20 protein-coding genes, 2 tRNA genes and 1 pseudogene are annotated in these 22,525 nt (G+C 57.8%); 18 read left to right on the top strand and 5 right to left on the bottom strand.

Annotated features, from left to right (window positions below; genetic code table 11):
- Positions 1 to 55 precede the first annotated feature (55 nt).
- Genes carB through AWM79_RS18455 form a run of 3 tightly spaced genes read left to right on the top strand, consistent with a single transcriptional unit; the run spans position 56 to position 4,189 of the window.
- Entirely contained in the window at positions 56 to 3,277 is a 3,222-nt protein-coding gene (gene carB, locus AWM79_RS18465; RefSeq protein WP_060783490.1) for a carbamoyl-phosphate synthase large subunit, read from the top strand.
- 2 nt (positions 3,278 to 3,279) lie between these two features.
- On the top strand, positions 3,280 to 3,756 hold the full coding sequence (gene greA, locus AWM79_RS18460) for a transcription elongation factor GreA (protein ID WP_026013297.1): 477 nt from the start codon (positions 3,280 to 3,282) through the stop codon (positions 3,754 to 3,756).
- A gap of 28 nt (positions 3,757 to 3,784) precedes the next feature.
- Positions 3,785 to 4,189, top strand: a complete 405-nt coding sequence (locus AWM79_RS18455) for a hypothetical protein (RefSeq protein ID WP_017133098.1) — start codon at positions 3,785 to 3,787, stop codon at positions 4,187 to 4,189.
- 13 nt (positions 4,190 to 4,202) lie between these two features.
- On the opposite strand, the gene AWM79_RS18450 is transcribed toward AWM79_RS18455, so the two are convergent.
- Positions 4,203 to 4,511, bottom strand: a complete 309-nt coding sequence (locus tag AWM79_RS18450) for a YhbY family RNA-binding protein (protein WP_017133097.1) — start codon at positions 4,509 to 4,511, stop codon at positions 4,203 to 4,205.
- Positions 4,512 to 4,618: 107 nt separating this feature from the next.
- Here AWM79_RS18450 and rlmE point away from each other — a divergent pair, with 107 nt between their 5' ends.
- From rlmE to pnp, 15 genes are all read left to right on the top strand, one after another.
- Positions 4,619 to 5,248, top strand: coding sequence for a 23S rRNA (uridine(2552)-2'-O)-methyltransferase RlmE (rlmE, locus tag AWM79_RS18445; protein ID WP_017133096.1), 630 nt, complete (start codon positions 4,619 to 4,621; stop codon positions 5,246 to 5,248).
- 201 nt (positions 5,249 to 5,449) lie between these two features.
- Complete coding sequence (gene ftsH / locus AWM79_RS18440; protein ID WP_060783489.1) at positions 5,450 to 7,360, top strand: ATP-dependent zinc metalloprotease FtsH; 1,911 nt, start codon at positions 5,450 to 5,452, stop codon at positions 7,358 to 7,360.
- A gap of 8 nt (positions 7,361 to 7,368) precedes the next feature.
- On the top strand, positions 7,369 to 8,220 hold the full coding sequence (folP, locus tag AWM79_RS18435) for a dihydropteroate synthase (protein ID WP_060783488.1): 852 nt from the start codon (positions 7,369 to 7,371) through the stop codon (positions 8,218 to 8,220).
- A gap of 16 nt (positions 8,221 to 8,236) precedes the next feature.
- The gene (gene glmM, locus AWM79_RS18430; protein WP_017133093.1) at positions 8,237 to 9,574 is read left to right on the top strand and encodes a phosphoglucosamine mutase; all 1,338 of its coding nucleotides are present in this window, start codon (positions 8,237 to 8,239) and stop codon (positions 9,572 to 9,574) included.
- Between the two features lie 66 nt (positions 9,575 to 9,640).
- Positions 9,641 to 10,396 (top strand): triose-phosphate isomerase, encoded by a 756-nt coding sequence (tpiA, locus tag AWM79_RS18425; protein ID WP_060783487.1) that lies wholly within the window; start codon positions 9,641 to 9,643, stop codon positions 10,394 to 10,396.
- Positions 10,397 to 10,400: 4 nt separating this feature from the next.
- Positions 10,401 to 10,784: a preprotein translocase subunit SecG gene (gene secG, locus AWM79_RS18420; protein WP_017133092.1), complete on the top strand. Its 384-nt coding sequence runs from the start codon at positions 10,401 to 10,403 to the stop codon at positions 10,782 to 10,784.
- A 29-nt stretch (positions 10,785 to 10,813) separates the two neighbouring features.
- Positions 10,814 to 10,899, top strand: a tRNA-Leu gene (locus AWM79_RS18415).
- A 96-nt stretch (positions 10,900 to 10,995) separates the two neighbouring features.
- Positions 10,996 to 11,072 (top strand) — tRNA-Met (locus AWM79_RS18410).
- A 143-nt stretch (positions 11,073 to 11,215) separates the two neighbouring features.
- Positions 11,216 to 11,674: a ribosome maturation factor RimP gene (rimP, locus tag AWM79_RS18405; RefSeq protein WP_026013295.1), complete on the top strand. Its 459-nt coding sequence runs from the start codon at positions 11,216 to 11,218 to the stop codon at positions 11,672 to 11,674.
- Positions 11,675 to 11,721: 47 nt separating this feature from the next.
- Positions 11,722 to 13,203 carry a transcription termination factor NusA gene (nusA, locus tag AWM79_RS18400; protein ID WP_060783486.1) on the top strand — a complete coding sequence of 494 codons (1,482 nt, stop codon included), beginning with the start codon at positions 11,722 to 11,724 and terminating at the stop codon, positions 13,201 to 13,203.
- A 27-nt stretch (positions 13,204 to 13,230) separates the two neighbouring features.
- Complete coding sequence (gene infB / locus AWM79_RS18395) at positions 13,231 to 15,756, top strand: translation initiation factor IF-2 (RefSeq protein WP_060783485.1); 2,526 nt, start codon at positions 13,231 to 13,233, stop codon at positions 15,754 to 15,756.
- 157 nt (positions 15,757 to 15,913) lie between these two features.
- The gene (rbfA, locus tag AWM79_RS18390; protein WP_060783484.1) at positions 15,914 to 16,330 is read left to right on the top strand and encodes a 30S ribosome-binding factor RbfA; all 417 of its coding nucleotides are present in this window, start codon (positions 15,914 to 15,916) and stop codon (positions 16,328 to 16,330) included.
- 3 nt (positions 16,331 to 16,333) lie between these two features.
- Positions 16,334 to 17,251: a tRNA pseudouridine(55) synthase TruB gene (gene truB, locus AWM79_RS18385; RefSeq protein WP_060783483.1), complete on the top strand. Its 918-nt coding sequence runs from the start codon at positions 16,334 to 16,336 to the stop codon at positions 17,249 to 17,251.
- Between the two features lie 142 nt (positions 17,252 to 17,393).
- Positions 17,394 to 17,663 carry a 30S ribosomal protein S15 gene (gene rpsO, locus AWM79_RS18380; protein ID WP_002555121.1) on the top strand — a complete coding sequence of 90 codons (270 nt, stop codon included), beginning with the start codon at positions 17,394 to 17,396 and terminating at the stop codon, positions 17,661 to 17,663.
- 371 nt (positions 17,664 to 18,034) lie between these two features.
- Positions 18,035 to 20,140 (top strand): polyribonucleotide nucleotidyltransferase, encoded by a 2,106-nt coding sequence (gene pnp / locus AWM79_RS18375; protein WP_060783482.1) that lies wholly within the window; start codon positions 18,035 to 18,037, stop codon positions 20,138 to 20,140.
- A 540-nt stretch (positions 20,141 to 20,680) separates the two neighbouring features.
- Here pnp and AWM79_RS25425 read toward each other — a convergent pair.
- The 4 genes and pseudogenes from AWM79_RS25425 to AWM79_RS25690 all read right to left on the bottom strand — a co-directional run.
- Complete coding sequence (locus AWM79_RS25425) at positions 20,681 to 20,842, bottom strand: hypothetical protein (RefSeq protein ID WP_176987409.1); 162 nt, start codon at positions 20,840 to 20,842, stop codon at positions 20,681 to 20,683.
- Positions 20,843 to 20,863: 21 nt separating this feature from the next.
- Positions 20,864 to 21,031: pseudogene (locus AWM79_RS26125) on the bottom strand (type IV secretion protein Rhs); the annotation flags it as partial.
- Positions 21,032 to 21,370: 339 nt separating this feature from the next.
- Positions 21,371 to 21,829: a hypothetical protein gene (locus tag AWM79_RS18360; RefSeq protein WP_060783480.1), complete on the bottom strand. Its 459-nt coding sequence runs from the start codon at positions 21,827 to 21,829 to the stop codon at positions 21,371 to 21,373.
- Positions 21,826 to 22,525 (bottom strand): RHS repeat-associated core domain-containing protein (locus tag AWM79_RS25690; protein ID WP_279615806.1); only part of this gene is annotated, 700 nt, incomplete at its 5' end. The genes AWM79_RS25690 and AWM79_RS18360, both read right to left, overlap by 4 nt.

Below are 22,525 nucleotides of genomic sequence, written 5' to 3'. Positions count from 1 at the left end.
CAAAGATTGTTCAAGACGGCTTGCCGACTGACCCGCGGATTTGAGTGACCCACCCATGCCAAAACGTACAGACATACAAAGCATCCTGATTCTCGGTGCTGGCCCGATCGTGATCGGCCAGGCCTGCGAATTCGACTACTCCGGCGCCCAAGCCTGCAAAGCCCTGCGCGAAGAGGGCTACCGCGTCATCTTGGTGAACTCCAACCCGGCGACCATCATGACCGACCCGGCCATGGCGGATGCGACCTACATCGAGCCGATCAAGTGGCAGACCGTTGCCAAGATCATCGAGAAAGAGCGTCCGGACGCCCTGTTGCCCACCATGGGTGGCCAGACCGCCCTGAACTGCGCCCTGGACCTGGAGCGTGAAGGTGTCCTGGCGAAGTTCGGGGTGGAAATGATCGGCGCTAATGCCGATACCATCGACAAGGCCGAAGATCGTTCGCGCTTCGACAAGGCGATGAAGTCCATCGGCTTGGCCTGTCCGCGCTCCGGTATCGCCCACAGCATGGAAGAGGCCAATGCGGTCCTCGAAAAGCTCGGTTTCCCGTGCATCATCCGTCCGTCCTTCACCATGGGCGGCACCGGTGGCGGTATCGCCTACAACCGTGAAGAATTCGAAGAAATCTGCGCCCGCGGTCTGGACCTGTCGCCGACCAAGGAACTGCTGATCGACGAATCGCTGATCGGCTGGAAAGAATATGAAATGGAAGTTGTCCGCGACAAAAAGGACAACTGCATCATCGTCTGCTCTATCGAAAACTTCGACCCGATGGGCGTGCACACCGGTGACTCGATCACCGTCGCGCCGGCCCAAACCCTGACCGACAAGGAATACCAGATCCTGCGTAACGCCTCCCTGGCGGTGCTGCGTGAGATCGGCGTGGAAACCGGCGGCTCCAACGTCCAGTTCGGCATTTGCCCGAACACCGGTCGGATGGTGGTCATTGAGATGAACCCGCGGGTGTCGCGTTCCTCGGCGCTGGCCTCGAAAGCCACTGGCTTCCCGATCGCCAAGGTCGCGGCCAAGCTGGCCGTGGGCTACACCCTCGACGAGCTGTCGAACGACATCACCGGCGGCAAGACTCCGGCGTCCTTCGAGCCGTCCATCGACTATGTAGTGACCAAGCTGCCACGTTTCGCTTTCGAGAAGTTCGCCAAGGCCGACGCACGCTTGACCACCCAGATGAAATCGGTAGGTGAGGTCATGGCCATCGGCCGGACCTTCCAGGAATCGCTGCAGAAGGCCTTGCGCGGCCTGGAAGTCGGTGTCTGTGGTCTGGACGAGAAGCTCGATTTGAGCAACCCCGACAGTATGGGCGTGCTCAAACGCGAACTGACCGTGCCGGGTGCCGAGCGTATCTGGTACGTGGCGGACGCCTTCCGCGCCGGCATGACTGTCGAAGATATCTTCGGCATGAACATGATCGATCCATGGTTCCTGGTGCAGATCGAGGACCTGATCAAAGACGAAGAGAAGGTCAAGACCCTGGCGCTGTCGGCCATCGACCACGATCTGATGTTCCGCCTCAAACGCAAGGGCTTCTCCGATCAGCGTTTGGCCAAGCTGCTGGGCGTGACCGAGAAGAACCTGCGCACCCATCGTCACAAGTTGGAAGTGTTCCCGGTCTACAAGCGCGTCGACACGTGCGCGGCCGAGTTTGCCACGGACACCGCCTACCTGTACTCGACCTACGAGGAGGAGTGCGAAGCCAAGCCTTCGAATCGCGACAAGATCATGATCCTGGGCGGCGGACCGAACCGTATCGGCCAGGGTATCGAGTTCGACTACTGTTGCGTGCACGCGGCACTGGCGCTGCGTGACGATGGGTATGAGACCATCATGGTCAACTGCAACCCGGAAACCGTTTCCACTGACTACGACACCTCTGATCGCCTGTACTTTGAGCCGGTGACGCTGGAGGACGTGCTGGAAATCGTCCGTGTCGAGAAGCCCAAAGGTGTGATCGTCCAATACGGCGGCCAGACCCCACTGAAGCTGGCGCGTGCCCTCGAAGCGGCTGGCGTGCCGATCATCGGCACCAGCCCTGACGCCATCGACCGTGCCGAAGACCGCGAGCGCTTCCAGCAGATGGTCGAGCGCTTGAACCTGCGCCAGCCGCCGAATGCGACCGTGCGCAGCGAAGACGAAGCCGTGAAGGCCGCCGGTAAGATCGGTTATCCGTTGGTGGTGCGTCCGTCCTACGTGCTGGGCGGGCGGGCAATGGAAATCGTCTACAAAGAAGAAGAACTCAAGCGCTACCTGCGTGAGGCGGTCCAGGTGTCCAACGACAGCCCGGTGCTGCTGGACCACTTCCTCAACTGCGCCATCGAGATGGACGTGGACGCGGTCAGCGACGGCACCGACGTAGTGATCGGCGCGATCATGCAGCACATCGAGCAGGCTGGCGTTCACTCCGGTGACTCCGCCTGCTCGCTGCCGCCCTACTCGCTGCCGGCGCATATCCAGGACGAGATGCGCGAGCAGGTCAAGAAAATGGCCCTGGAACTGGGCGTTGTCGGCCTGATGAACGTGCAGTTGGCTTTGCAGGGCGAAGACATCTACGTCATCGAAGTCAACCCGCGTGCCTCGCGCACCGTACCTTTTGTTTCGAAGTGCATCGGGGTTTCCCTGGCGATGATCGCTGCCCGTGTGATGGCCGGTAAGACCCTGAAGGAGCTGGGCTTCACCAAGGAAATCATCCCGAACTTCTACAGTGTGAAAGAGGCCGTGTTCCCCTTCGCCAAATTCCCTGGCGTGGACCCGATCCTCGGCCCGGAAATGAAGTCCACCGGTGAAGTGATGGGCGTTGGCGACACCTTCGGCGAAGCCTTCGCCAAGGCTCAAATGGGGGCCAGCGAAGTACTGCCGACTGGCGGCACTGCGTTCATCAGCGTGCGCGATGACGACAAACCACTGGTTGCAGGCGTGGCTCGTGATCTGATCAACTTAGGCTTCGAAGTGGTTGCCACCGCCGGTACCGCCAAGCTGATCGAAGCTGCCGGACTGAAAGTGCGCCGGGTCAACAAGGTCACCGAAGGGCGTCCGCACGTGGTCGACATGATCAAGAATGACGAAGTCACCCTGATCATCAACACCACCGAAGGGCGTCAGTCGATTGCCGACTCGTACTCCATTCGTCGTAACGCGCTGCAGCACAAGATCTATTGCACAACTACCATTGCTGCTGGCGAAGCCATCTGCGAAGCGCTCAAGTTCGGTCCAGAAAAGACCGTGCGTCGCTTGCAGGATCTACACGCAGGATTGAAGTCATGAGCATAACCAAGTACCCAATGACTGTTCAGGGGGCCAAGGCCCTGGAAGAGGAACACGCTCACCTGACCAAGGTTGTCCGTCCGAAGCTGAGCCAGGACATCGGCACGGCCCGCGAACTGGGTGACCTCAAGGAAAACGCCGAGTACCATGCTGCCCGCGAGCAGCAGGGGATGGTCGAGGCGCGCATCCGTGATATCGAGGGCCGCATGCAGAATGCGGTGATCATCGATGTCACCACCATCGCGCATACCGGCAAGGTGATTTTCGGCACCACGGTCGAGATCGCCAACGTCGAAACCGACGAAAGCGTGACCTACCATATCGTTGGCGAGGATGAGGCTGATATCAAACTGGGCAAGATTTCGGTGGGTTCGCCCATCGCCCGTGCCCTGATCGCCAAGGAAGAAGGTGATGTCGTGACCGTCAAGACGCCCGGCGGCGTGATCGAGTACGAGATTGTCGAAGTCCGCCACATCTAAGCAACGGCGCCCGCTGCCTGTGGGCGCGATGCTCTGGCAACTGGCCCAGATACTCTGGGTCGGTGGCCTGTGGTTACTTCATGTTGGGCTGTTGCCGGTTCTGGCACAGATCGGCCTGGCGCCGCTGCTGATCAATGAAATTGGCGGCGTGCTGGGCTCTTTATTGGTGGGATTTGCCGCAGTCTGTGTGAGCGTGCAAGTGCTGGTGTTGGTTCAGGCCAAAGGATGGGTAAGCCTGTGGCGCGATATTCGCGGACAGTTGCTGCTGATGGCGTTGTATGCGTGTGGGATGTATTACGCGGTGCGGTACTGGCAGCCGGAGGCGTTGCGCTGGCAGTTGTTTAGTTATCTGGTGCTTGGCTTGTCTGGCCTGGTGCTTGCCCTGCAGCCCGTCCCTGGCGAGAGCCGCAGGGCACGCGAAGCGTACCCTTGACCCCTTGTCTACATCACTTGAAGCGGTGAACGTTCGACAACTGCTTGTTGACGCTGAAATTCTTGCGATAAATCAGTGCCATCTTGCCGATGACCTGCACCAGATCAGCTTTGCCGACTTTGCACAGTTCGGCGATGTTCGCCAGGCGAGCTTCGCGATCGAGGATGTTGAGCTTGATCTTGATCAGTTCATGATCGCTCAGCGCGCGTTCGAGTTCGGCTAACACACCTTCAGTCAAACCGTTGTCAGCCACAGTCAATACTGGTTTCAGATGGTGGCCGATGGACTTGTACTGTTTCTTCTGCTCTTGAGTGAGCGGCATAATCTGACCCCTGCGTCTGATCTTGTAAAAAAGCGGCGGCCAGTTTACCCGAGCGAGTCCGGGACCGCCCAGTTAATCGCGATTCGACTATTTTTTCGAGGTGGCCCGTGGCCCGTTCCAAGACTAGCCTTAACTGGCTGAAAGAGCATTTCAACGACCCATTCGTCAAAAAGGCGCAAAAGGACGGCTACCGCTCCCGTGCCAGCTATAAACTGCTGGAGATCCAGGAGAAGGACCGGATTATCCGTCCGGGCATGAGTGTGATCGACCTCGGCGCCGCGCCGGGTGGCTGGTCGCAAGTGACCAGTCGTCTGATTGGCGGCCAAGGGCGACTGATCGCTTCCGATATCCTCGATATGGACAGCATCCCCGATGTGACCTTCATCAAGGGCGATTTTACCGAGGACGCCGTACTGGCGCGGATCCTTGAAGCTGTCGGAAATTGCGAGGTTGATCTTGTGATTTCCGATATGGCCCCCAATATGAGTGGTACGCCCGAAGTGGATATGCCGCGTTCGATGTTCCTTTGCGAGCTGGCACTTGATCTCGCCGGACGTGTCTTGCGTCCCGGTGGTGATTTTTTGATCAAGGTTTTCCAGGGTGAGGGCTTCGACGAGTACCACAAGAACTTTCGCAAGCAGTTCGACAAGGTACAGACACGCAAGCCAGCATCGTCCCGCGATCGCTCCCGCGAGCAGTATTTGCTGGGTCGCGGCTTTCGTGGGCGGAGCGAGTAAGGCGAGGTTTTTTACCGGGGTGATAGGAATTTCGCATTTCGCCTCGTGAACATAAACGAATATCGTGTAGTCAATGTTTCACAAAGGGTTACAGACGGCGCCTGCGAAGCTGTAGGTAATGTAGTAAGTTATGCCGGTGAATATCATGCGAAGCGCGCGCCACAAGCGGAGCTGGCTTCAGAGGGTAGTTAATTGAACGATATGGCAAAGAATCTGATCCTGTGGTTGATCATTGCGGCTGTCCTGGTGACGGTGATGAACAACTTCTCCAGCCCTAACGAGCCCCAGACCCTCAACTATTCCGACTTCATCCAGCAGGTCAAGGATGGCAAGGTCGAACGCGTTGCCGTGGACGGTTACGTGATCACCGGTAAGCGCAACGATGGCGACAACTTCAAGACCATCCGCCCGGCGATCCAGGACAATGGCTTGATCGGCGACCTGGTGGACAACCACGTGGTGGTCGAGGGCAAGCAGCCTGAACAGCAGAGCATCTGGACCCAGTTGTTGGTGGCCAGCTTCCCGATCCTGGTGATCATTGCGGTGTTCATGTTCTTCATGCGCCAGATGCAGGGCGGTGCCGGCGGCAAGGGTGGGCCGATGAGTTTCGGCAAGAGCAAGGCACGACTGCTGTCCGAAGACCAGGTGAAAACTACCCTGGCCGATGTTGCCGGCTGCGACGAAGCCAAGGAAGAAGTCGGTGAGCTGGTCGAGTTCCTGCGCGATCCGGGCAAATTCCAGCGTCTGGGCGGTCGTATCCCGCGCGGTGTGCTGATGGTCGGTCCTCCAGGTACCGGTAAGACCTTGCTGGCCAAGGCCATCGCCGGCGAGGCGAAGGTGCCGTTCTTCACCATTTCCGGTTCCGACTTCGTCGAAATGTTCGTCGGTGTCGGTGCCAGCCGTGTGCGCGATATGTTTGAGCAAGCCAAGAAGCACGCACCGTGCATTATCTTCATCGATGAAATCGACGCGGTCGGTCGCCATCGTGGTGCCGGCATGGGTGGCGGTCACGACGAGCGCGAGCAGACCCTCAACCAGTTGCTGGTGGAGATGGACGGCTTCGAAATGAATGACGGCATCATCGTCATCGCCGCGACCAACCGTCCTGATGTGCTGGACCCGGCATTGCTGCGTCCAGGCCGCTTCGACCGCCAGGTGGTAGTCGGCTTGCCGGATATTCGCGGTCGCGAGCAAATTCTCAAGGTCCATATGCGCAAGGTGCCAATGGGCGACGACGTCGCTCCGGCGGTGATTGCCCGTGGCACGCCGGGTTTCTCCGGCGCCGACCTGGCCAACCTGGTTAACGAGGCCTCGCTGTTCGCTGCCCGTACCGGTAAGCGCATTGTCGAAATGAAGGAATTCGAGCTGGCCAAGGACAAAATCATGATGGGCGCCGAGCGCAAATCCATGGTCATGTCCGAGAAAGAAAAACAGAACACCGCCTACCACGAAGCCGGTCATGCGATCGTCGGTCGGGTAGTGCCCGAGCACGATCCGGTCTACAAGGTCTCGATTATCCCGCGCGGTCGTGCGCTGGGCGTGACCATGTTCCTGCCGGAAGAAGACCGCTACAGCCTGTCCAAACGGGCCTTGATCAGCCAGATTTGCTCGCTGTACGGTGGTCGTATCGCCGAAGAGATGACCCTGGGCTTCGACGGCGTTACCACCGGTGCTTCCAACGACATCATGCGTGCCAGCCAGATTGCCCGGAACATGGTCACCAAGTGGGGCCTGTCGGAGAAGCTGGGTCCGCTGATGTACGCCGATGAAGACCAGGAGGTATTCCTGGGACGCGGCGGTGGCGGTCAGAGCACCAGCTTCTCCGGCGATACGGCCAAGCTGATCGACTCGGAAGTGCGTAGTATCATTGATCAGTGCTATGGCACCGCCAAGCAGATTCTCACCGATAACCGCGACAAGCTTGACGCGATGGCCGATGCGCTGATGAAGTACGAGACCATCGATGCCGAGCAGATTGACGACATCATGGCAGGTCGCGTGCCCCGCGAGCCGCGTGACTGGGAAGGTGGTTCGGGTACTTCGGGCACTCCGCCGGTTGTGCTGAACGAGCGTCCCGAAACGCCGATCGGTGGTCCTGCTGCTGATCGCTAAGGTTTGAAATGACACTCGCGAAGTCCCCGACCCGGTTGCCATGTGGCAGCCGGGTTCTCGATTTGGCCCGGACGCATGTCATGGGCATTCTCAACGTCACCCCAGATTCCTTTTCCGATGGTGGGCGTTTCAGTCAGTTGGAAGCGGCTTTGCGGCATGCCGAGGGCATGGTGCAAGCGGGCGCGACGCTGATCGATGTCGGCGGCGAGTCGACTCGGCCTGGAGCGCGTGCAGTATCGCCGCTGGAAGAGTTGGAGCGGGTCGCGCCGATTGTCGAGCGTATCCATCGAGAGCTGGATGTGGTCATTTCGGTCGATACCTCGACACCGTCGGTGATGCGCGAAACGGCACGCCTCGGCGCGGGTCTGATCAATGATGTGCGCGCCCTTCGACGCGATGGCGCGCTGGACGCGGCGGCGGCTACCGGGTTGCCGGTGTGCCTGATGCATATGCTCGGGGAGCCGGGCGACATGCAGAACAATCCGCACTATGGGAATGTCACTGAAGAAGTGCGGGCATTTCTTGTCGAACGCATGCGTCAGTGCGAAACGGTAGGTATTGCGGCTGAACGGATCATTCTTGACCCAGGATTCGGCTTCGCCAAGACTCTGCAGCACAACCTCAGCCTGTTCAAACACCTGCAAGTCTTGCATGCACTTGGGCGGCCCCTGTCGGTAGGCGTTTCGCGCAAGAGCATGATCGGCCAGGCTCTCGGGCGTCCGGTGGGTGAACGCCTGTATGGTGGTTTGGGGCTGGCGGCGCTGGCAATGAGCAAGGGCGCACGGATTTTGCGAGTGCACGATGTGGCCGAGACGGTCGACGTCGTCAACATGCTTGCTGCCGTTGAAGCGGCTGAATAAGAACGATGGAGTACTTATGAAAAAGAAATATTTCGGCACCGACGGTATTCGCGGTCGTGTCGGGCAATACCCGATCACCCCTGATTTCATGCTCAAGCTGGGCTGGGCCGCTGGCATGGCGTTCCGCAAGCTGGGCACCTGCCGGGTACTGGTCGGCAAGGACACGCGCATCTCCGGCTACATGTTCGAGTCCGCCCTGGAGGCCGGCCTGTCGGCCGCAGGCGCCGATGTGTTGCTGCTGGGGCCGATGCCAACACCGGCCATCGCCTACCTGACACGGACTTTTCACGCCGAGGCGGGGATTGTCATCAGTGCTTCTCACAATCCCCATGACGACAACGGCATCAAGTTCTTCTCCGGCGAGGGCACCAAGTTACCAGATGAAGTCGAGTTGATGATCGAGCAATTGCTTGATGCGCCGATGACCGTGGTCGATTCGGAAAAGCTCGGCAAGGTTTCACGGATCAATGACGCGGCCGGTCGTTATATCGAATTCTGCAAGAGCAGCGTCCCGACTGGCACCAGCTTGTCGGGCCTGAAGATCGTGCTCGATTGCGCGCACGGTGCCACCTACAAGGTCGCTCCGAGTGTGTTCCGCGAGCTGGGGGCGGATGTCGTCGCCCTGTCTGCGCAACCCAACGGGCTGAACATCAACGATAACTGCGGTTCGACCCATATCAAGCCGCTGCAGGCTGCCGTGCTGGCCGAGAAGGCCGATCTGGGCATTGCCTTCGACGGCGACGGTGATCGGGTGTTGATGGTCGACCATACCGGTGCCGTGGTCGATGGTGACGAGTTGCTCTTCATCATTGCCCGAGACTTGGCCGAGCGGGGCAAATTGAAGGGCGGTGTGGTCGGGACCCTGATGAGCAATCTGGGGCTCGAGCTGGCGCTCAAGGAGCTGGATATCCCGTTTGTGCGTGCCAATGTCGGAGACCGCTACGTGATCGCCGAACTGCTCGAACGCAACTGGCTGGTGGGGGGGGAGAACTCCGGGCACATCTTGTGCCTGAGCAATACGACCACCGGTGACGCGATCATCGCGGCGCTGCAGGTCCTGTTGGCGGTGCGTCGTCGCGGCGAAAACCTGGCCCAGGCGCGCCAGGCGTTGCGCAAGTGTCCGCAGGTACTGCTCAATGTGCGTTTCGGCGGTGACATCGATCCGGTCAAGCATCCGCAGGTGACGGCGGCTTGTGAGCGCGTGACCGAGGCCATGCAGGGGCGCGGACGCGTGCTGTTGCGCAAGTCGGGAACCGAGCCGTTGGTGCGTGTCATGGTCGAGGGCGAAGATGAAGTTTCGGTTCGCGGCCACGCCGAGGCTCTGGCAAAACTGGTTGCTGAAGTTTGCGCCTGAATTCGGCTTGCCAGTGATGATCTGGTTGGGTAATATCTGCGCCCACTTTGACCTGCGAGGTACAGCATGCGTCGCCCATTGGTAGCTGGTAACTGGAAAATGCACGGTACCCGCGCCAGCGTCGCTGAGCTGATCGAAGGGCTGCGCAATCTGGCCCTACCGAGTGCTGTTGATGTTGCGGTATTCCCGTCTTGCCTGCATATCAATCAAGTGATTGAAGGTTTGAAAGGCAGGTCGATTTCGGTCGGTGCGCAGAACGCTGCGATAGACTCCATGCAGGGCGCTCTGACCGGTGAGATTGCGCCGAGCCAGTTGGTCGATGCAGGTTGCGCCTTGGTTCTGGTGGGGCACTCCGAGCGGCGCCTGATCATAGGTGAGACGGATCCCACTCTGAATCGCAAGTTCGCGGCGGCACAGGCTTGTGGTTTGATCCCGGTGCTCTGTGTAGGGGAAACCCTGGAGCAGCACGAAGCCGGCGAGACGATGGCAGTGGTTTCGTGTCAGTTGCATAGTATTATCGAGGAGCTGGGTATCGGTGCTTTTTCCAAGGCCGTTATCGCTTACGAACCGGTTTGGGCCATTGGCACCGGGCGGACAGCTTCGCCGCAACAAGCGCAGGATGTGCACGCGGCCATTCGTGCGCAGTTGGCGGCAGAGAATTCTGAGGTCGCACAAGGTGTGCGGCTTCTATACGGCGGCAGCGTGAAGGCGGCCAATGCGGTCGAACTGTTCAGCATGCCGGATATCGATGGGGGGCTCATTGGTGGAGCGTCCCTGAATGCAGATGAGTTCGGTGCGATTTGTCGTGCCGCGGGAAACTGAAAAAATGCTGGAAACAGTCGTGATCGTTCTTCATCTGTTGGGTGCGCTGGGCGTTGTTGCTCTGGTGCTGCTGCAACAGGGTAAAGGTGCGGACGCTGGTGCGTCTTTCGGGGCAGGTGCTTCAAATACTGTGTTCGGAAGCCAAGGTTCCTCTACCTTTCTTAGTAAGTTTACTGCTATACTTGCCGCAGCTTTTTTCATAACCAGCTTGGGGTTAGGTTACTTTGCTAAAGAGAAAGCTCATGAGCTGACTCAAGTAGGTTTGCCTAGTCCTGCGGTGTTGGAAGCGCCAAAGCAAAAACCGGCATCTGATGATGTACCGGTGCTCCAGGAGCAAAAGTCGGCTACTCCAGCGACTGACGTACCTCCGGCGACTGGGCAGAAGTAAAACGGGTTTCATGTTGTAAATGTTGTACTGCCGAGGTGGTGGAATTGGTAGACACGCAACCTTGAGGTGGTTGTGCCCATAGGGTGTAGGGGTTCGAGTCCCCTTCTCGGTACCAATTATCAAGAGAGCCCGCTGTCGCGGGCTTTCTTGTAGGTGGAAGGTTACATTGACCCTGTAGGGGATCGGTCGTATACTTCCGCCCCAGCTTTGTCGCGGGGTGGAGCAGTCTGGTAGCTCGTCGGGCTCATAACCCGAAGGTCGTCGGTTCAAATCCGGCCCCCGCAACCAGTTTTAGCGGAGCCCCTTTTCAGGGGCTTTTTGTTAGCTGGACACTTTATGACGCCGCTGTTCGACGGCGTTTCAGGGATGGGCGATTCGCCCATTTTTTGTTTATTTCAATAGCATGCACGTACATGCACGAGGGGGTTCAGGTGTCGAGCAAGCTAGAACAGTTGCAGGCCTTGTTGGCCCCAGTGGTCGTGGCCCTTGGCTATGAATGCTGGGGTATCGAGTTTTCAGCTCAAGGCCGCCATTCCGTGTTGCGCGTTTATATCGATAAAGAAGGTGGTGTACTGGTAGATGACTGCGCCATTGTCAGCCGCCAGCTCAGCGGCGTGCTGGATGTCGAAGATCCGATCACCACTGAATACACGCTTGAAGTTTCCTCTCCTGGCATGGAACGCCCGCTGTTCACCCTTGAACAGTTTGCCTCGCATGCCGGTGATCAAGTGAAAATAAGGTTGCGCTCGCCCTTTGAAGGTCGACGTAATTTTCAGGGCCTTCTGCGCGGAGTGGAAGAACAGGACATTGTGGTGCAGGTAGAAGATCACGAGTTTCTGTTGCCGATCGATTTGATCGACAAGGCCAACATTATTCCCAGTTTTGACTGAGACGCGGATCCCGCGGATCCAATGGCTTGCGAAAGGCGAGGCGTACGATGAGCAAAGAAGTATTGCTGGTTGTTGAGTCGGTATCCAATGAAAAGGGTGTACCGGCAAGCGTAATTTTTGAAGCACTAGAAGTGGCCTTGGCCACTGCTACCAAAAAGCGTTTTGAGGACGAAGTCGACCTGCGTGTGGAAATCAATCGCCACACGGGTGCCTATGAGACTTTCCGTCGTTGGACTGTCGTCGAGGAGGCCGATCTGGATGATCCGGCCGTGGAAACCTGGCCAAGCAAGGTCGCGTTGACCCACCCTGGCGCACAAGTCGGCGATGTTGTTGAAGAAAAGATCGAGTCCATCGAGTTTGGTCGCATCGCTGCTCAGACCGCCAAGCAAGTCATTGTGCAGAAAGTCCGCGAGGCCGAGCGTGCTCAGGTCGTCGACGCCTATCGTGAGCGCCTGGGGGAAATCATCCCCGGTACCGTGAAGAAGGTCACTCGCGACAACGTCATCGTTGACCTGGGTAACAATGCCGAGGCGTTGCTGGCGCGTGAGGACATCATTTCCCGCGAGACGTTCCGGGTCGGTGTGCGGGTTCGTGCGCTGCTCAAGGAAATCCGTACCGAGAACCGTGGCCCTCAGCTGATCCTGTCGCGTACCGCGCCGGAAATGCTGATCGAGCTGTTCCGCATCGAGGTGCCGGAAATCGCCGAAGGGCTGATCGAAGTCATGGCCGCCTCCCGTGATCCAGGCTCGCGTGCCAAGATCGCCGTCCGCTCCAAGGACAAGCGCATCGACCCGCAGGGCGCGTGCATCGGCATGCGTGGTTCGCGTGTCCAGGCCGTGTCCGGCGAGTTGGGTGGCGAGCGTGTGGATATCGTCCTGTGGGACGATAACCCGGCGCAGTTCGTGATCAACGCCATGTCGCCGGCTGAAGTCGCGGCAATTATCGTTGACGAGGATGCCCATGCCATGGACATCGCTGTCGGCGCAGACAATCTGGCTCAGGCCATTGGTCGCGGCGGTCAGAACGTGCGTCTGGCCAGCCTGCTGACTGGCTGGACCCTGAACGTGATGACCGAATCGGACATCCAGGCTAAGCAACAGGCAGAAACCGGTGACATCCTGCGCAACTTCATCGACGAGCTGGAAGTCGACGAAGAGCTGGCACAGGTGCTGGTCGATGAAGGTTTCACCAGCCTGGAAGAGATTGCCTACGTACCGTTGGAAGAAATGCTCAACATCGACGGCTTTGACGAAGACATCGTCAACGAGCTTCGCGCTCGTGCCAAGGATCGCTTGTTGACTAAAGCCATCGCTACTGAGGAAAAGCTGGCAGACGCCCATCCGGCCGAAGACCTGCTCTCGCTTGAGGGTATGGACAAGGATTTGGCGATGGAACTGGCGGTGCGCGGCGTAATTACCCGCGAAGACCTGGCCGAGCAGTCTATTGACGATCTGCTCGACATCGACGGCATCGACGACGATCGTGCCGGCAAGTTGATCATGGCCGCCCGAGCCCACTGGTTCGAGTAATTAGGCGCGGCCTGAGGAGAGAAGTGCATGACGCAAGTCACGGTGAAACAACTGGCCGATGAGGTCAAAACACCGGTAGAGCGCCTGTTGCAGCAGATGCGTGAGGCAGGTCTGCCGCACACCGCCGCCGATGAAGGTGTGAGCGACAGTGAGAAGCAGTCTTTGCTGACTCACTTGAAAAGCAGCCACAAGGCGAAAGTGGAAGAACCGCGCAAGATCACATTGCAGCGCAAGACCACCAGCACCCTGCGTGTTGCGGGTAGCAAGAGCATCAGCGTTGAAGTACGCAAGAAGAAAGTCTTCGTACAACGCAGCCCGGAAGAAATCGAAGCCGAACGCAAGCGCGAGCTGGAAGAACGTCGCGCCGTGGAAAATGCGGCTCGCCGCAAGGCTGAAGAAGAAGCCAAGCGTCGCGCCGAAGAAGAGGCGCGTCAACAGCCTGCTCCTGCTCCGGTGGCGGTCCCTTCGGTTGAGCCGGTTGCCGCACCGGTGGTGGCTGCCGAACCTGTGCGTGAAGCACCGGTTGCCGCACCCGCACCTGCAGCCGACACCCGCAAGCGTGAAGAACCGCGCCGCCCGGACAAGCCTCGCGCCGACGATAGCAATCGTCGTAGCGGTGGTGGCGATGGCGAACGCAAGAACGCCCCGCATCGTGCTTCGGTCAAGGAAAAGGCGCCGGCGCCACGTGTGGCTCCGCGCACTACCGACGAAGAGAGCGACGGTTTCCGTCGTGGCGGTCGCGGCAAGGCCAAGCTGAAGAAACGCAATGCCCACGGTTTCCAGAGCCCAACCGGCCCTATCGTGCGTGAAGTGAAGATCGGCGAGACCATCACTGTCGGCGATCTCGCTCAGCAGATGTCGGTCAAAGCGGCTGAAATCATCAAGTTCATGTTCAAGCTGGGCACTCCGGCCACCATCAACCAGGTACTGGATCAGGAAACTGCCCAGTTGGTTGCTGAAGAACTGGGCCACAAAGTGACCCTGGTCAGCGACACCGCCCTGGAAGATTCCCTGGCCGAGTCCCTGAAGTTCGAAGGTGAGGCGTTCTCGCGTGCCCCGGTCGTGACCGTCATGGGCCACGTCGACCACGGTAAGACGTCCCTGCTCGACTATATCCGTCGCGCCAAGGTAGCGGCGGGCGAAGCCGGCGGCATCACCCAGCACATCGGCGCGTACCACGTTGAAACCGAGCGTGGCATGGTCACCTTCCTCGACACCCCAGGTCACGCGGCGTTTACCGCCATGCGTGCCCGTGGTGCCAAGGCGACCGACATCGTGATCCTGGTAGTGGCGGCGGATGATGGCGTGATGCCGCAGACCATCGAAGCGGTCCAGCACGCCGTCGCGGCGGGTGTGCCACTGGTGGTTGCGGTGAACAAGATCGACAAGCCAGGTGCTGACCTCGATCGTATCCGTAGCGAACTGTCGGTTCACGGCGTGACCTCGGAGGAGTGGGGTGGTGACACGCCGTTCGTTCCGGTTTCGGCGAAAGTCGGTACTGGCGTTGACGAACTGCTCGAAGCCGTTCTGCTACAAGCCGAGGTCCTGGAGCTCAAGGCAACGCCTTCGGCGCCTGGCCGTGGTGTAGTGGTTGAATCGCGTCTGGACAAAGGTCGTGGCCCGGTGGCAACCGTATTGGTCCAAGACGGTACCCTGCGCCAGGGCGACATGGTTCTGGTCGGTTCGAACTATGGCCGTGTACGGGCCATGCTCGACGAGAACGGTAAGTCGATCAAAGAGGCCGGTCCTTCCATTCCGGTCGAGATCCTCGGCCTGGACGGGACTCCGGACGCGGGCGACGAGATGAGCGTGGTGGCCGACGAGAAGAAAGCCCGCGAAGTGGCGCTGTTCCGTCAAGGCAAGTTCCGCGAAGTCAAGCTGGCTCGCGCCCACGCCGGCAAGCTGGAAAACATCTTCGAGAACATGGGCCAGGAAGAGAAGAAGACGCTCAACATCGTCCTCAAATCCGACGTCCGTGGTTCGTTGGAAGCGCTGCAAGGCGCGCTCAACGGCTTGGGTAACGATGAAGTGCAAGTGCGTGTGGTCGGTGGTGGCGTCGGTGGTATCACCGAGTCCGACGCCAACCTGGCACTGGCCTCCAGCGCGGTACTGTTCGGCTTCAACGTGCGTGCCGATGCTGGTGCACGCAAGATCGTCGAGCAGGAAGGTCTGGATATGCGTTACTACAACGTGATCTACGACATCATCGAAGACGTCAAGAAAGCCTTGACCGGTATGCTGGGCAGCGATGTCCGGGAGAACATCCTGGGCGTGGCCGAAGTTCGCGACGTGTTCCGTTCGCCGAAATTCGGTGCAATCGCCGGCTGCATGGTGATCGAAGGTACCGTGCACCGTAATCGTCCGATCCGCGTGCTGCGTGAAGACATCGTGATCTTCGAAGGCGAGCTGGAGTCCCTGCGCCGCTTCAAGGATGACGCCTCCGAAGTGCGTGCCGGCATGGAATGCGGTATCGGCGTGAAGAGCTACAACGACGTCAAGGTCGGTGACAAGATCGAAGTCTTCGAGAAGGTTCAGGTTGCTCGCAGCCTCTGACTCGCACGCTTCAAGAGCCGCACTGGCCCACCGCACTTGGCGGTCCGGGTCGTCGCGGACTCTAAACGCAACGCCCGGTCCGGCTTCTGCCTGGCCGGGCGTTTGCCGCTTTCAGACCACACGGGTTTCACCGTGGGGCAGTAACAGGTAACAAGACATGGCAAAAGAATACAGCCGTACCCAACGTATCGGCGATCAGATGCAGCGTGAACTGGCGCAACTGATCCGTCGTGAAGTCAAAGACCCGCGCGTCGGCCTGGTCACCATCACCGCTGTCGACGTCAGCCGTGATGTCGGCCACGCGAAGATTTTCATCACCGTGATGGGCCAGGACAACCCGGACGATATCGCCCAGAGCATCAAGGTACTCAACGCGGCGGCGGGCTTCCTGCGCATGCAACTGGCCCGCGAGATGAAGCTACGCAGCGTGCCGCAGTTGCACTTCCACTACGACGAAAGCGTCGTGCGTGGGGCGCATCTGTCGGCCTTGATCGAGCGTGCCGTGGCCGAAGACAGCCAGCATGTCGGCGATGGGGCGCCGGAAGGCAACCCTCCAGCAGACGACCGGGAGTAATCGGTGGCTCAGGTCAAGCGTATCCGTCGTAACGTCAGCGGTATCATCCTGCTCGACAAACCACTGGGGTTTACCTCCAATGCCGCGCTGCAGAAGGTTCGCTGGTTGCTCAACGCCGAGAAGGCCGGTCACACCGGTAGCCTCGATCCGTTAGCCACCGGCGTGCTGCCGTTGTGCTTCGGCGAGGCGACCAAGTTCTCGCAATACCTGCTCGATTCCGACAAGGGTTATGAAACCCTGATGCAGTTAGGCAAGACCACCACCACCGCGGACGCCGAAGGCGAGGTTCTGCTGACCCGCCCGGTGACCGTTGGTCGTGTCGATATCGAGGCGCTCTTGCCGGATTTTCGTGGGAAAATCAGCCAGATACCGCCGATGTACTCGGCGCTCAAACGTGACGGACAGCCACTTTACAAGTTGGCTCGTGCGGGGGAAGTAGTGGAGCGCGAACCGCGTTCTGTTACTATTACGCGCTTGGAATTACTGGCGTGCGAGGGTGATACTGCCCAACTGGCGGTGGACTGTAGCAAGGGTACCTATATCCGTACCCTGGTGGAGGACATCGGTGAGAAACTCGGTTGTGGCGCCTACGTTGCCAGACTGCGACGGACCCAGGCCGGACCTTTCACCCTGGCGCAGACGGTCACGCTCGAAGAGCTGGAAGCGGTGCACGCCGAAGGTGGCAATGAGGCAGTCGACCGCTTCCTGATGCCGTCAGACAGCGGTCTGCAGGACTGGCCGTTGTTGCAATTCTCGGAACACAGCGCGTTCTATTGGCTCAACGGCCAACCGGTACGTGCCCCGGATGCGCCGAAGTTCGGCATGGTACGGGTGCAGGATCATAACGGTCGCTTTATCGGTATCGGTGAAGTGAGCGAAGACGGGCGCATCGCGCCGCGTCGACTGATTCGGTCAGAATGACCGAAACCAGCCCGCGTCATAGCGGGTTGGCGAGGGTGGCTGTCAACAGGCGCGGTCACTGCTCATTTATAGATACAGGGATTTGTCCCTGGCCTGTTGAAACTGTTTTCTTGAAACAGTTTCCTGATAAAAGGATTGCCTCATGGCTCTCAGCGTTGAAGAAAAAGCTCAAATCGTTACCGACTACCAGCAAGCTGTTGGTGATACGGGTTCGCCAGAAGTGCAGGTTGCACTGCTGACCGCCAACATCAACAAACTGCAAGGTCACTTCAAGGCCAACGGTAAAGATCACCACTCCCGTCGTGGTCTGATCCGCATGGTTAACCAGCGTCGTAAGCTGCTGGACTACCTGAAAGGCAAAGACGTAAGCCGTTACAGCGCTCTGATCGGTCGCCTGGGTCTGCGTCGCTAATCAGCGATGGCACTAAAGCTGGTTGTTTGCTGTGTGTCAGCGGGTTGTTCGCCGGCACATGGCAAGCTTCCGGCCTTTAGTGGTCTGTGTGGCTAGTGCTGTGAGTCAATTTCAGTGCCACCAGCCCCTGATCGGTGCTACTGCTCCTTGCCATAACCGGCTATGACTCGTCACAGCGCCTTGGCCATGGACGTGTGGCCTGCGAATTCGAGCTAACGAACTTAACCGCCCAGGCCACTGGTTTTATCTGAGTACCTGCTTTACCCGAAGATAGCATCCGGACAATGACAGTCGGGCCGATTCCCGGCGTTGCCCAAGAATTTCGCAAGAAGACAAGTTCCCCCAAGAGCCACAAAAGAAGGTAGGACACCGTGAACCCGGTAATCAAAAAATTCCAGTTCGGTCAGTCGACCGTTACCCTCGAGACTGGCCGTATCGCTCGTCAGGCCTCCGGCGCGGTGCTGGTCACCGTTGACAACGACGTCAGCGTATTGGTGACCGTTGTCGGTGCCAAGCAAGCGGATCCGGGCAAGGGCTTCTTCCCTCTGTCCGTGCACTACCAGGAAAAGACCTACGCTGCCGGCAAGATCCCTGGCGGCTTCTTCAAGCGTGAAGGCCGTCCTTCCGAAAAAGAAACCCTGACTTCGCGCCTGATCGACCGTCCGATCCGCCCGCTGTTCCCTGAAGGTTTCATGAACGAAGTGCAGGTTGTCTGCACCGTCGTCTCCACCAGCAAGAAAACCGATCCGGACATCGCTGCGATGATCGGCACTTCGGCGGCCCTGGCCATCTCCGGTATTCCTTTCGACGGCCCGATCGGCGCCGCTCGCGTGGCTTTCCACGAAAGCACCGGCTACCTGCTGAACCCAACTTACGAACAACTGAAAGCCTCGAGCCTGGACATGGTCGTGGCCGGTACTTCGGAAGCCGTATTGATGGTTGAATCGGAAGCCAAAGAGCTGACCGAAGACCAGATGCTGGGCGCCGTGCTGTTTGCCCACGACGAATTCCAAGTGGTTATCCAGGCGGTCAAAGAGCTGGCCGCCGAAGCTGCCAAGCCCACCTGGACCTGGGCTCCCCAGGCAGAAGCCAGCGAACTGCTGGGTGCTATCCGCGCCGAGTTCGGCGAAGCGATCTCCCAGGCCTACACCATTACCGTCAAGGCCGACCGTTACGCTCGCCTGGGCGAACTGAAAGACCAGGTGGTTGCCAAACTGTCGGGCGAAGAAGGCCAGCCTTCCTCGAGCGACGTCAAAGCCGCTTTCGGTGAAATCGAATACCGCACCGTTCGCGAAAACATCGTCAACGGCAAGCCACGTATCGATGGTCGTGACACCCGCACCGTGCGCCCTCTGAACATCGAAGTCGGTGTTCTGCCAAAGACCCACGGTTCGGCCCTGTTCACCCGTGGCGAAACCCAGGCCCTGGTTGTTGCCACGCTGGGCACCGCCCGTGATGCACAGTTGCTGGACACCCTGGAAGGCGAGAAAAAAGACCCCTTCATGTTGCACTACAACTTCCCGCCGTTTTCGGTGGGCGAATGTGGTCGCATGGGCGGTGCCGGTCGTCGTGAAATCGGTCACGGTCGCCTGGCGCGCCGTTCGGTCCAGGCCATGCTGCCGGATGCCGCCGAGTTCCCATACACCATCCGTGTGGTATCGGAAATCACTGAATCCAACGGTTCGAGCTCCATGGCTTCGGTCTGTGGTGCTTCCCTAGCCCTGATGGACGCTGGTGTGCCGATGAAGGCGCCGGTTGCTGGTATCGCCATGGGTCTGGTTAAAGAGGGCGAGAAATTCGCCGTGTTGACCGACATCCTGGGTGACGAAGACCACCTGGGTGACATGGACTTCAAGGTAGCCGGTACCGCCAAGGGCGTTACCGCGCTGCAGATGGACATCAAGATCAAGGGCATCACCGAAGAGATCATGGAAATCGCCCTGGGCCAAGCCCTGGAAGCGCGCCTGAACATCCTCGGCCAGATGAACCAGATCATTGGTCAATCGCGTACCGAGCTGTCGGAAAACGCCCCAACCATGATCGCGATGAAAATCGACACCGACAAAATCCGTGATGTCATCGGTAAGGGCGGCGCGACCATCCGTGCGATCTGCGAAGAAACCAAGGCTTCGATTGATATCGAAGACGACGGTTCGATCAAGATCTTCGGTGAAAGCAAGGAAGCTGCCGAGGCTGCACGCCAACGCGTCCTGAGCATCACCGCCGAGGCTGAAATCGGCAAGATCTACGTCGGCAAGGTCGAGCGCATCGTTGACTTTGGCGCGTTCGTCAACATCCTGCCGGGCAAGGACGGTCTGGTACACATCTCCATGCTGAGCGACGCTCGCGTAGAGAAAGTGACCGACATCCTGAAGGAAGGGCAGGAAGTTGAAGTACTGGTGCTGGACGTGGACAACCGTGGCCGTATCAAGCTGTCCATCAAGGACGTCGCAGCAGCTAAGGCGTCGGGCGTTTAAGCGCGTTTCGACTGCTCGCTGAGTAACACCACCCTTCGGGGCTAATGCCAGTCAGTTAAGCTCACTGGCATTTTTTATTGGTGCGCCAGGTATGGCGCGTAGCGCAACCAGCTTGACTGTGGTGACTACGCTGGTGAGGTGGAGGTGCAAGCTGAAAAATGAATCTGTCCCCATTACGGTCGTCCCCATTACGGTCCATTTTTGTGTGCTGAGAAATTAATTTTATTCAGTGTTGTTCTGCTTCGGGTTTACTTTTTTAGTATTGGTTTTCATCCATCGTACTGCCTTCGAAATTCTGTATTACAGTTCGATAAATAACAGTCCAGCTACTGTCTGACCGATTTTCAAAGATATGTTTTGAACCGAAAACGTAAAGAGTATCACCCAGAGATATTTTCTCTTTCAGATGCTGTGCTGAGGGTGGAACGCTGAATTGATGCAGAAATACCATAGGCTGCCGCTGGTGATACAACCACGCGGGTTCGCCAACCCATTCAGGTTTTGTATCCAGGCACAGAAATTCAGTGTGCAAGCGCTTGGTTAACCATTTTTTTTATTTTTTGTGGCTCCCTGTCCGACATATTCGTCGTAAAGGATTTTGACGAAATCTTCGGCGCCGTCCGCTTCCATGGAGGCCGAATGCTTTTCTGAAACCTCCATTGCAATACCCCAGAACACGTGGAAGTCCGTCAACTCGCTCATATCTTCTCCTGTTAGAAGGCTTTACCATTGCCCTGTGGTTTTTATAACTGTTACCAAGTCCCAACCTGTATGGCGATATTTGTCCATCGACTCATGCCCCCAAGGCGTTGCTTTGGTCAGGTTCCAGTCTTCGTGGGCGACTTTCGATCCTGCACGTTGGGGAATGTACTGGTGGTTCAGCCCCGCGCTCTGTTGCTGGCCGTTGAGCAGGTTGGCGGCGGCGTCGTAGGCGAAGGTTTCGCTATGGCCCCGTGGGTTCTCCTGGGTGGCGATGATCCGGTCCGTGGCGTCGTAGTGCAGGTGTTGACGCTGGTCGCGGCGGGCGGGGTTATCGCGTTCGTCACGCTCGATCAGGTTGTCGAGGACATCGTATTCGAAGTATTTCTCCCAGGCGGCGGACAGCATTACCGGCTGGTTGTTCGGGCGGCGCACCCGTGAGCGCAGGCGTCCGCACCGGTCGTATTCGCTGCGGGTGTTGAGTTACCCTTTGATGCGAGAATTTGCATTTTTATGTCAGAGTAGGCTCACTCATTCTAGGAATGATAGGTCGGAGATATACGCTTCATCGAGAATTAATTTTTGAGGTATATCTACAATACTATCAGCTATCTCATCATAAGGAGCAGGTAGTACGTAGAAAAACCCAAAATCATCATCAATAATTATGGTGCCATTTAAAATACGTTGACGCTTTGTAAGTTTTTGTATTTTGGAAAACGACATGCCAGTAGAAAGTATACCTCTATAAAACCCTTGATAATGACTATTACAACCAATTGAAAATATTGTACCGTTAGGAAGGGTCGCTATTGTAATGGTGCCGTCAACCACATAAGCAAATCTCACTTTATTATTTGGAAGGCTGTATTTCTTTATCTCAACCTGATGAGTTGTATACAACTCATCGGTATACATGGAGATATTATCTCCTAGAAATATATTCGCCGCGGAGTACATGGATTTTATATCCGCAGTAAAATCAATCATTTTTTAATGCCTCCATTCATTAGATTTCCACTAACATAAACCGGAGAGTCTTTGATTAGATCATATTTTTTGAAATTACCGTATCCAATTCTACCGAGCACTATATCCTCTCCAAATTTGTTAGTCCTGTATATTTTCCAATAGTCATTTCCGTGAATGTTGGATTGGGCTGAGCTGCTCCCCGGATGATAGTCAAGTTTATAGGTAGTGCCGGATTTTGTAGCGCGGAAAAATTGAACATGTTGAATTGCATCGGGCCTGGCTGCTTGTGGGTAGGTTTTTATCCATCCTCGGGCAGTTAGATAGCTGTCGACGTCAGCAGGTTTTCTTCCGGATAGCTTTCCGACCCATCTTTTAGTTATCGTATTTTTTCTGGCAAAGCTTTTTGGCGAGCCGCAGCTAAGACCTAAGGGATCGGCATAGCCTGCGGGATTCGGCGCATACTGATAAAGATTGACCCCACCCATCAACCCAATCGGGTCCGGCGTGGTAAACCGCCCCACATCCGGATCATAGAACCTAAACGTGTTGTAGTGCAGCCCCGTCTCGCGGTCCAGGTACTGCCCCTGAAAGCGCAGGTTCTGCTCTTCGATATAGTACGGTTCGCGCACTTCTTCCAGGGTATTGCCACAGACTTTGTAGCGCGCCTGCCATACCCGGGTGCCATCGGCCTCCGTCAGTTGCTCGGGCAGGCCG

This window comes from Pseudomonas agarici, assembly GCF_001543125.1.
In the GTDB taxonomy this organism is placed as follows: domain Bacteria; phylum Pseudomonadota; class Gammaproteobacteria; order Pseudomonadales; family Pseudomonadaceae; genus Aquipseudomonas; species Aquipseudomonas agarici.
The sequence above is the reverse complement of the archived record's forward strand: the minus strand, read 5'-3'. Positions and strand labels throughout refer to the sequence as shown.

Excerpts from the sequence above, each read along its gene's own strand:
- carB (WP_060783490.1), top strand. The coding sequence starts at position 56 with ATGCCAAAACGTACAGACATACAAAGCATCCTGATTCTCGGTGCTGGC.
- AWM79_RS18455 (WP_017133098.1), top strand. The coding sequence starts at position 3,785 with ATGCTCTGGCAACTGGCCCAGATACTCTGGGTCGGTGGCCTGTGGTTA.
- AWM79_RS18450 (WP_017133097.1), bottom strand. The coding sequence starts at position 4,511 with ATGCCGCTCACTCAAGAGCAGAAGAAACAGTACAAGTCCATCGGCCAC.
- ftsH (WP_060783489.1), top strand. The coding sequence starts at position 5,450 with ATGGCAAAGAATCTGATCCTGTGGTTGATCATTGCGGCTGTCCTGGTG.
- folP (WP_060783488.1), top strand. The coding sequence starts at position 7,369 with ATGACACTCGCGAAGTCCCCGACCCGGTTGCCATGTGGCAGCCGGGTT.
- glmM (WP_017133093.1), top strand. The coding sequence starts at position 8,237 with ATGAAAAAGAAATATTTCGGCACCGACGGTATTCGCGGTCGTGTCGGG.
- tpiA (WP_060783487.1), top strand. The coding sequence starts at position 9,641 with ATGCGTCGCCCATTGGTAGCTGGTAACTGGAAAATGCACGGTACCCGC.
- secG (WP_017133092.1), top strand. The coding sequence starts at position 10,401 with ATGCTGGAAACAGTCGTGATCGTTCTTCATCTGTTGGGTGCGCTGGGC.
- nusA (WP_060783486.1), top strand. The coding sequence starts at position 11,722 with ATGAGCAAAGAAGTATTGCTGGTTGTTGAGTCGGTATCCAATGAAAAG.
- infB (WP_060783485.1), top strand. The coding sequence starts at position 13,231 with ATGACGCAAGTCACGGTGAAACAACTGGCCGATGAGGTCAAAACACCG.
- rbfA (WP_060783484.1), top strand. The coding sequence starts at position 15,914 with ATGGCAAAAGAATACAGCCGTACCCAACGTATCGGCGATCAGATGCAG.
- rpsO (WP_002555121.1), top strand. The coding sequence starts at position 17,394 with ATGGCTCTCAGCGTTGAAGAAAAAGCTCAAATCGTTACCGACTACCAG.
- AWM79_RS25425 (WP_176987409.1), bottom strand. The coding sequence starts at position 20,842 with ATGAGCGAGTTGACGGACTTCCACGTGTTCTGGGGTATTGCAATGGAG.
- AWM79_RS18360 (WP_060783480.1), bottom strand. The coding sequence starts at position 21,829 with ATGATTGATTTTACTGCGGATATAAAATCCATGTACTCCGCGGCGAAT.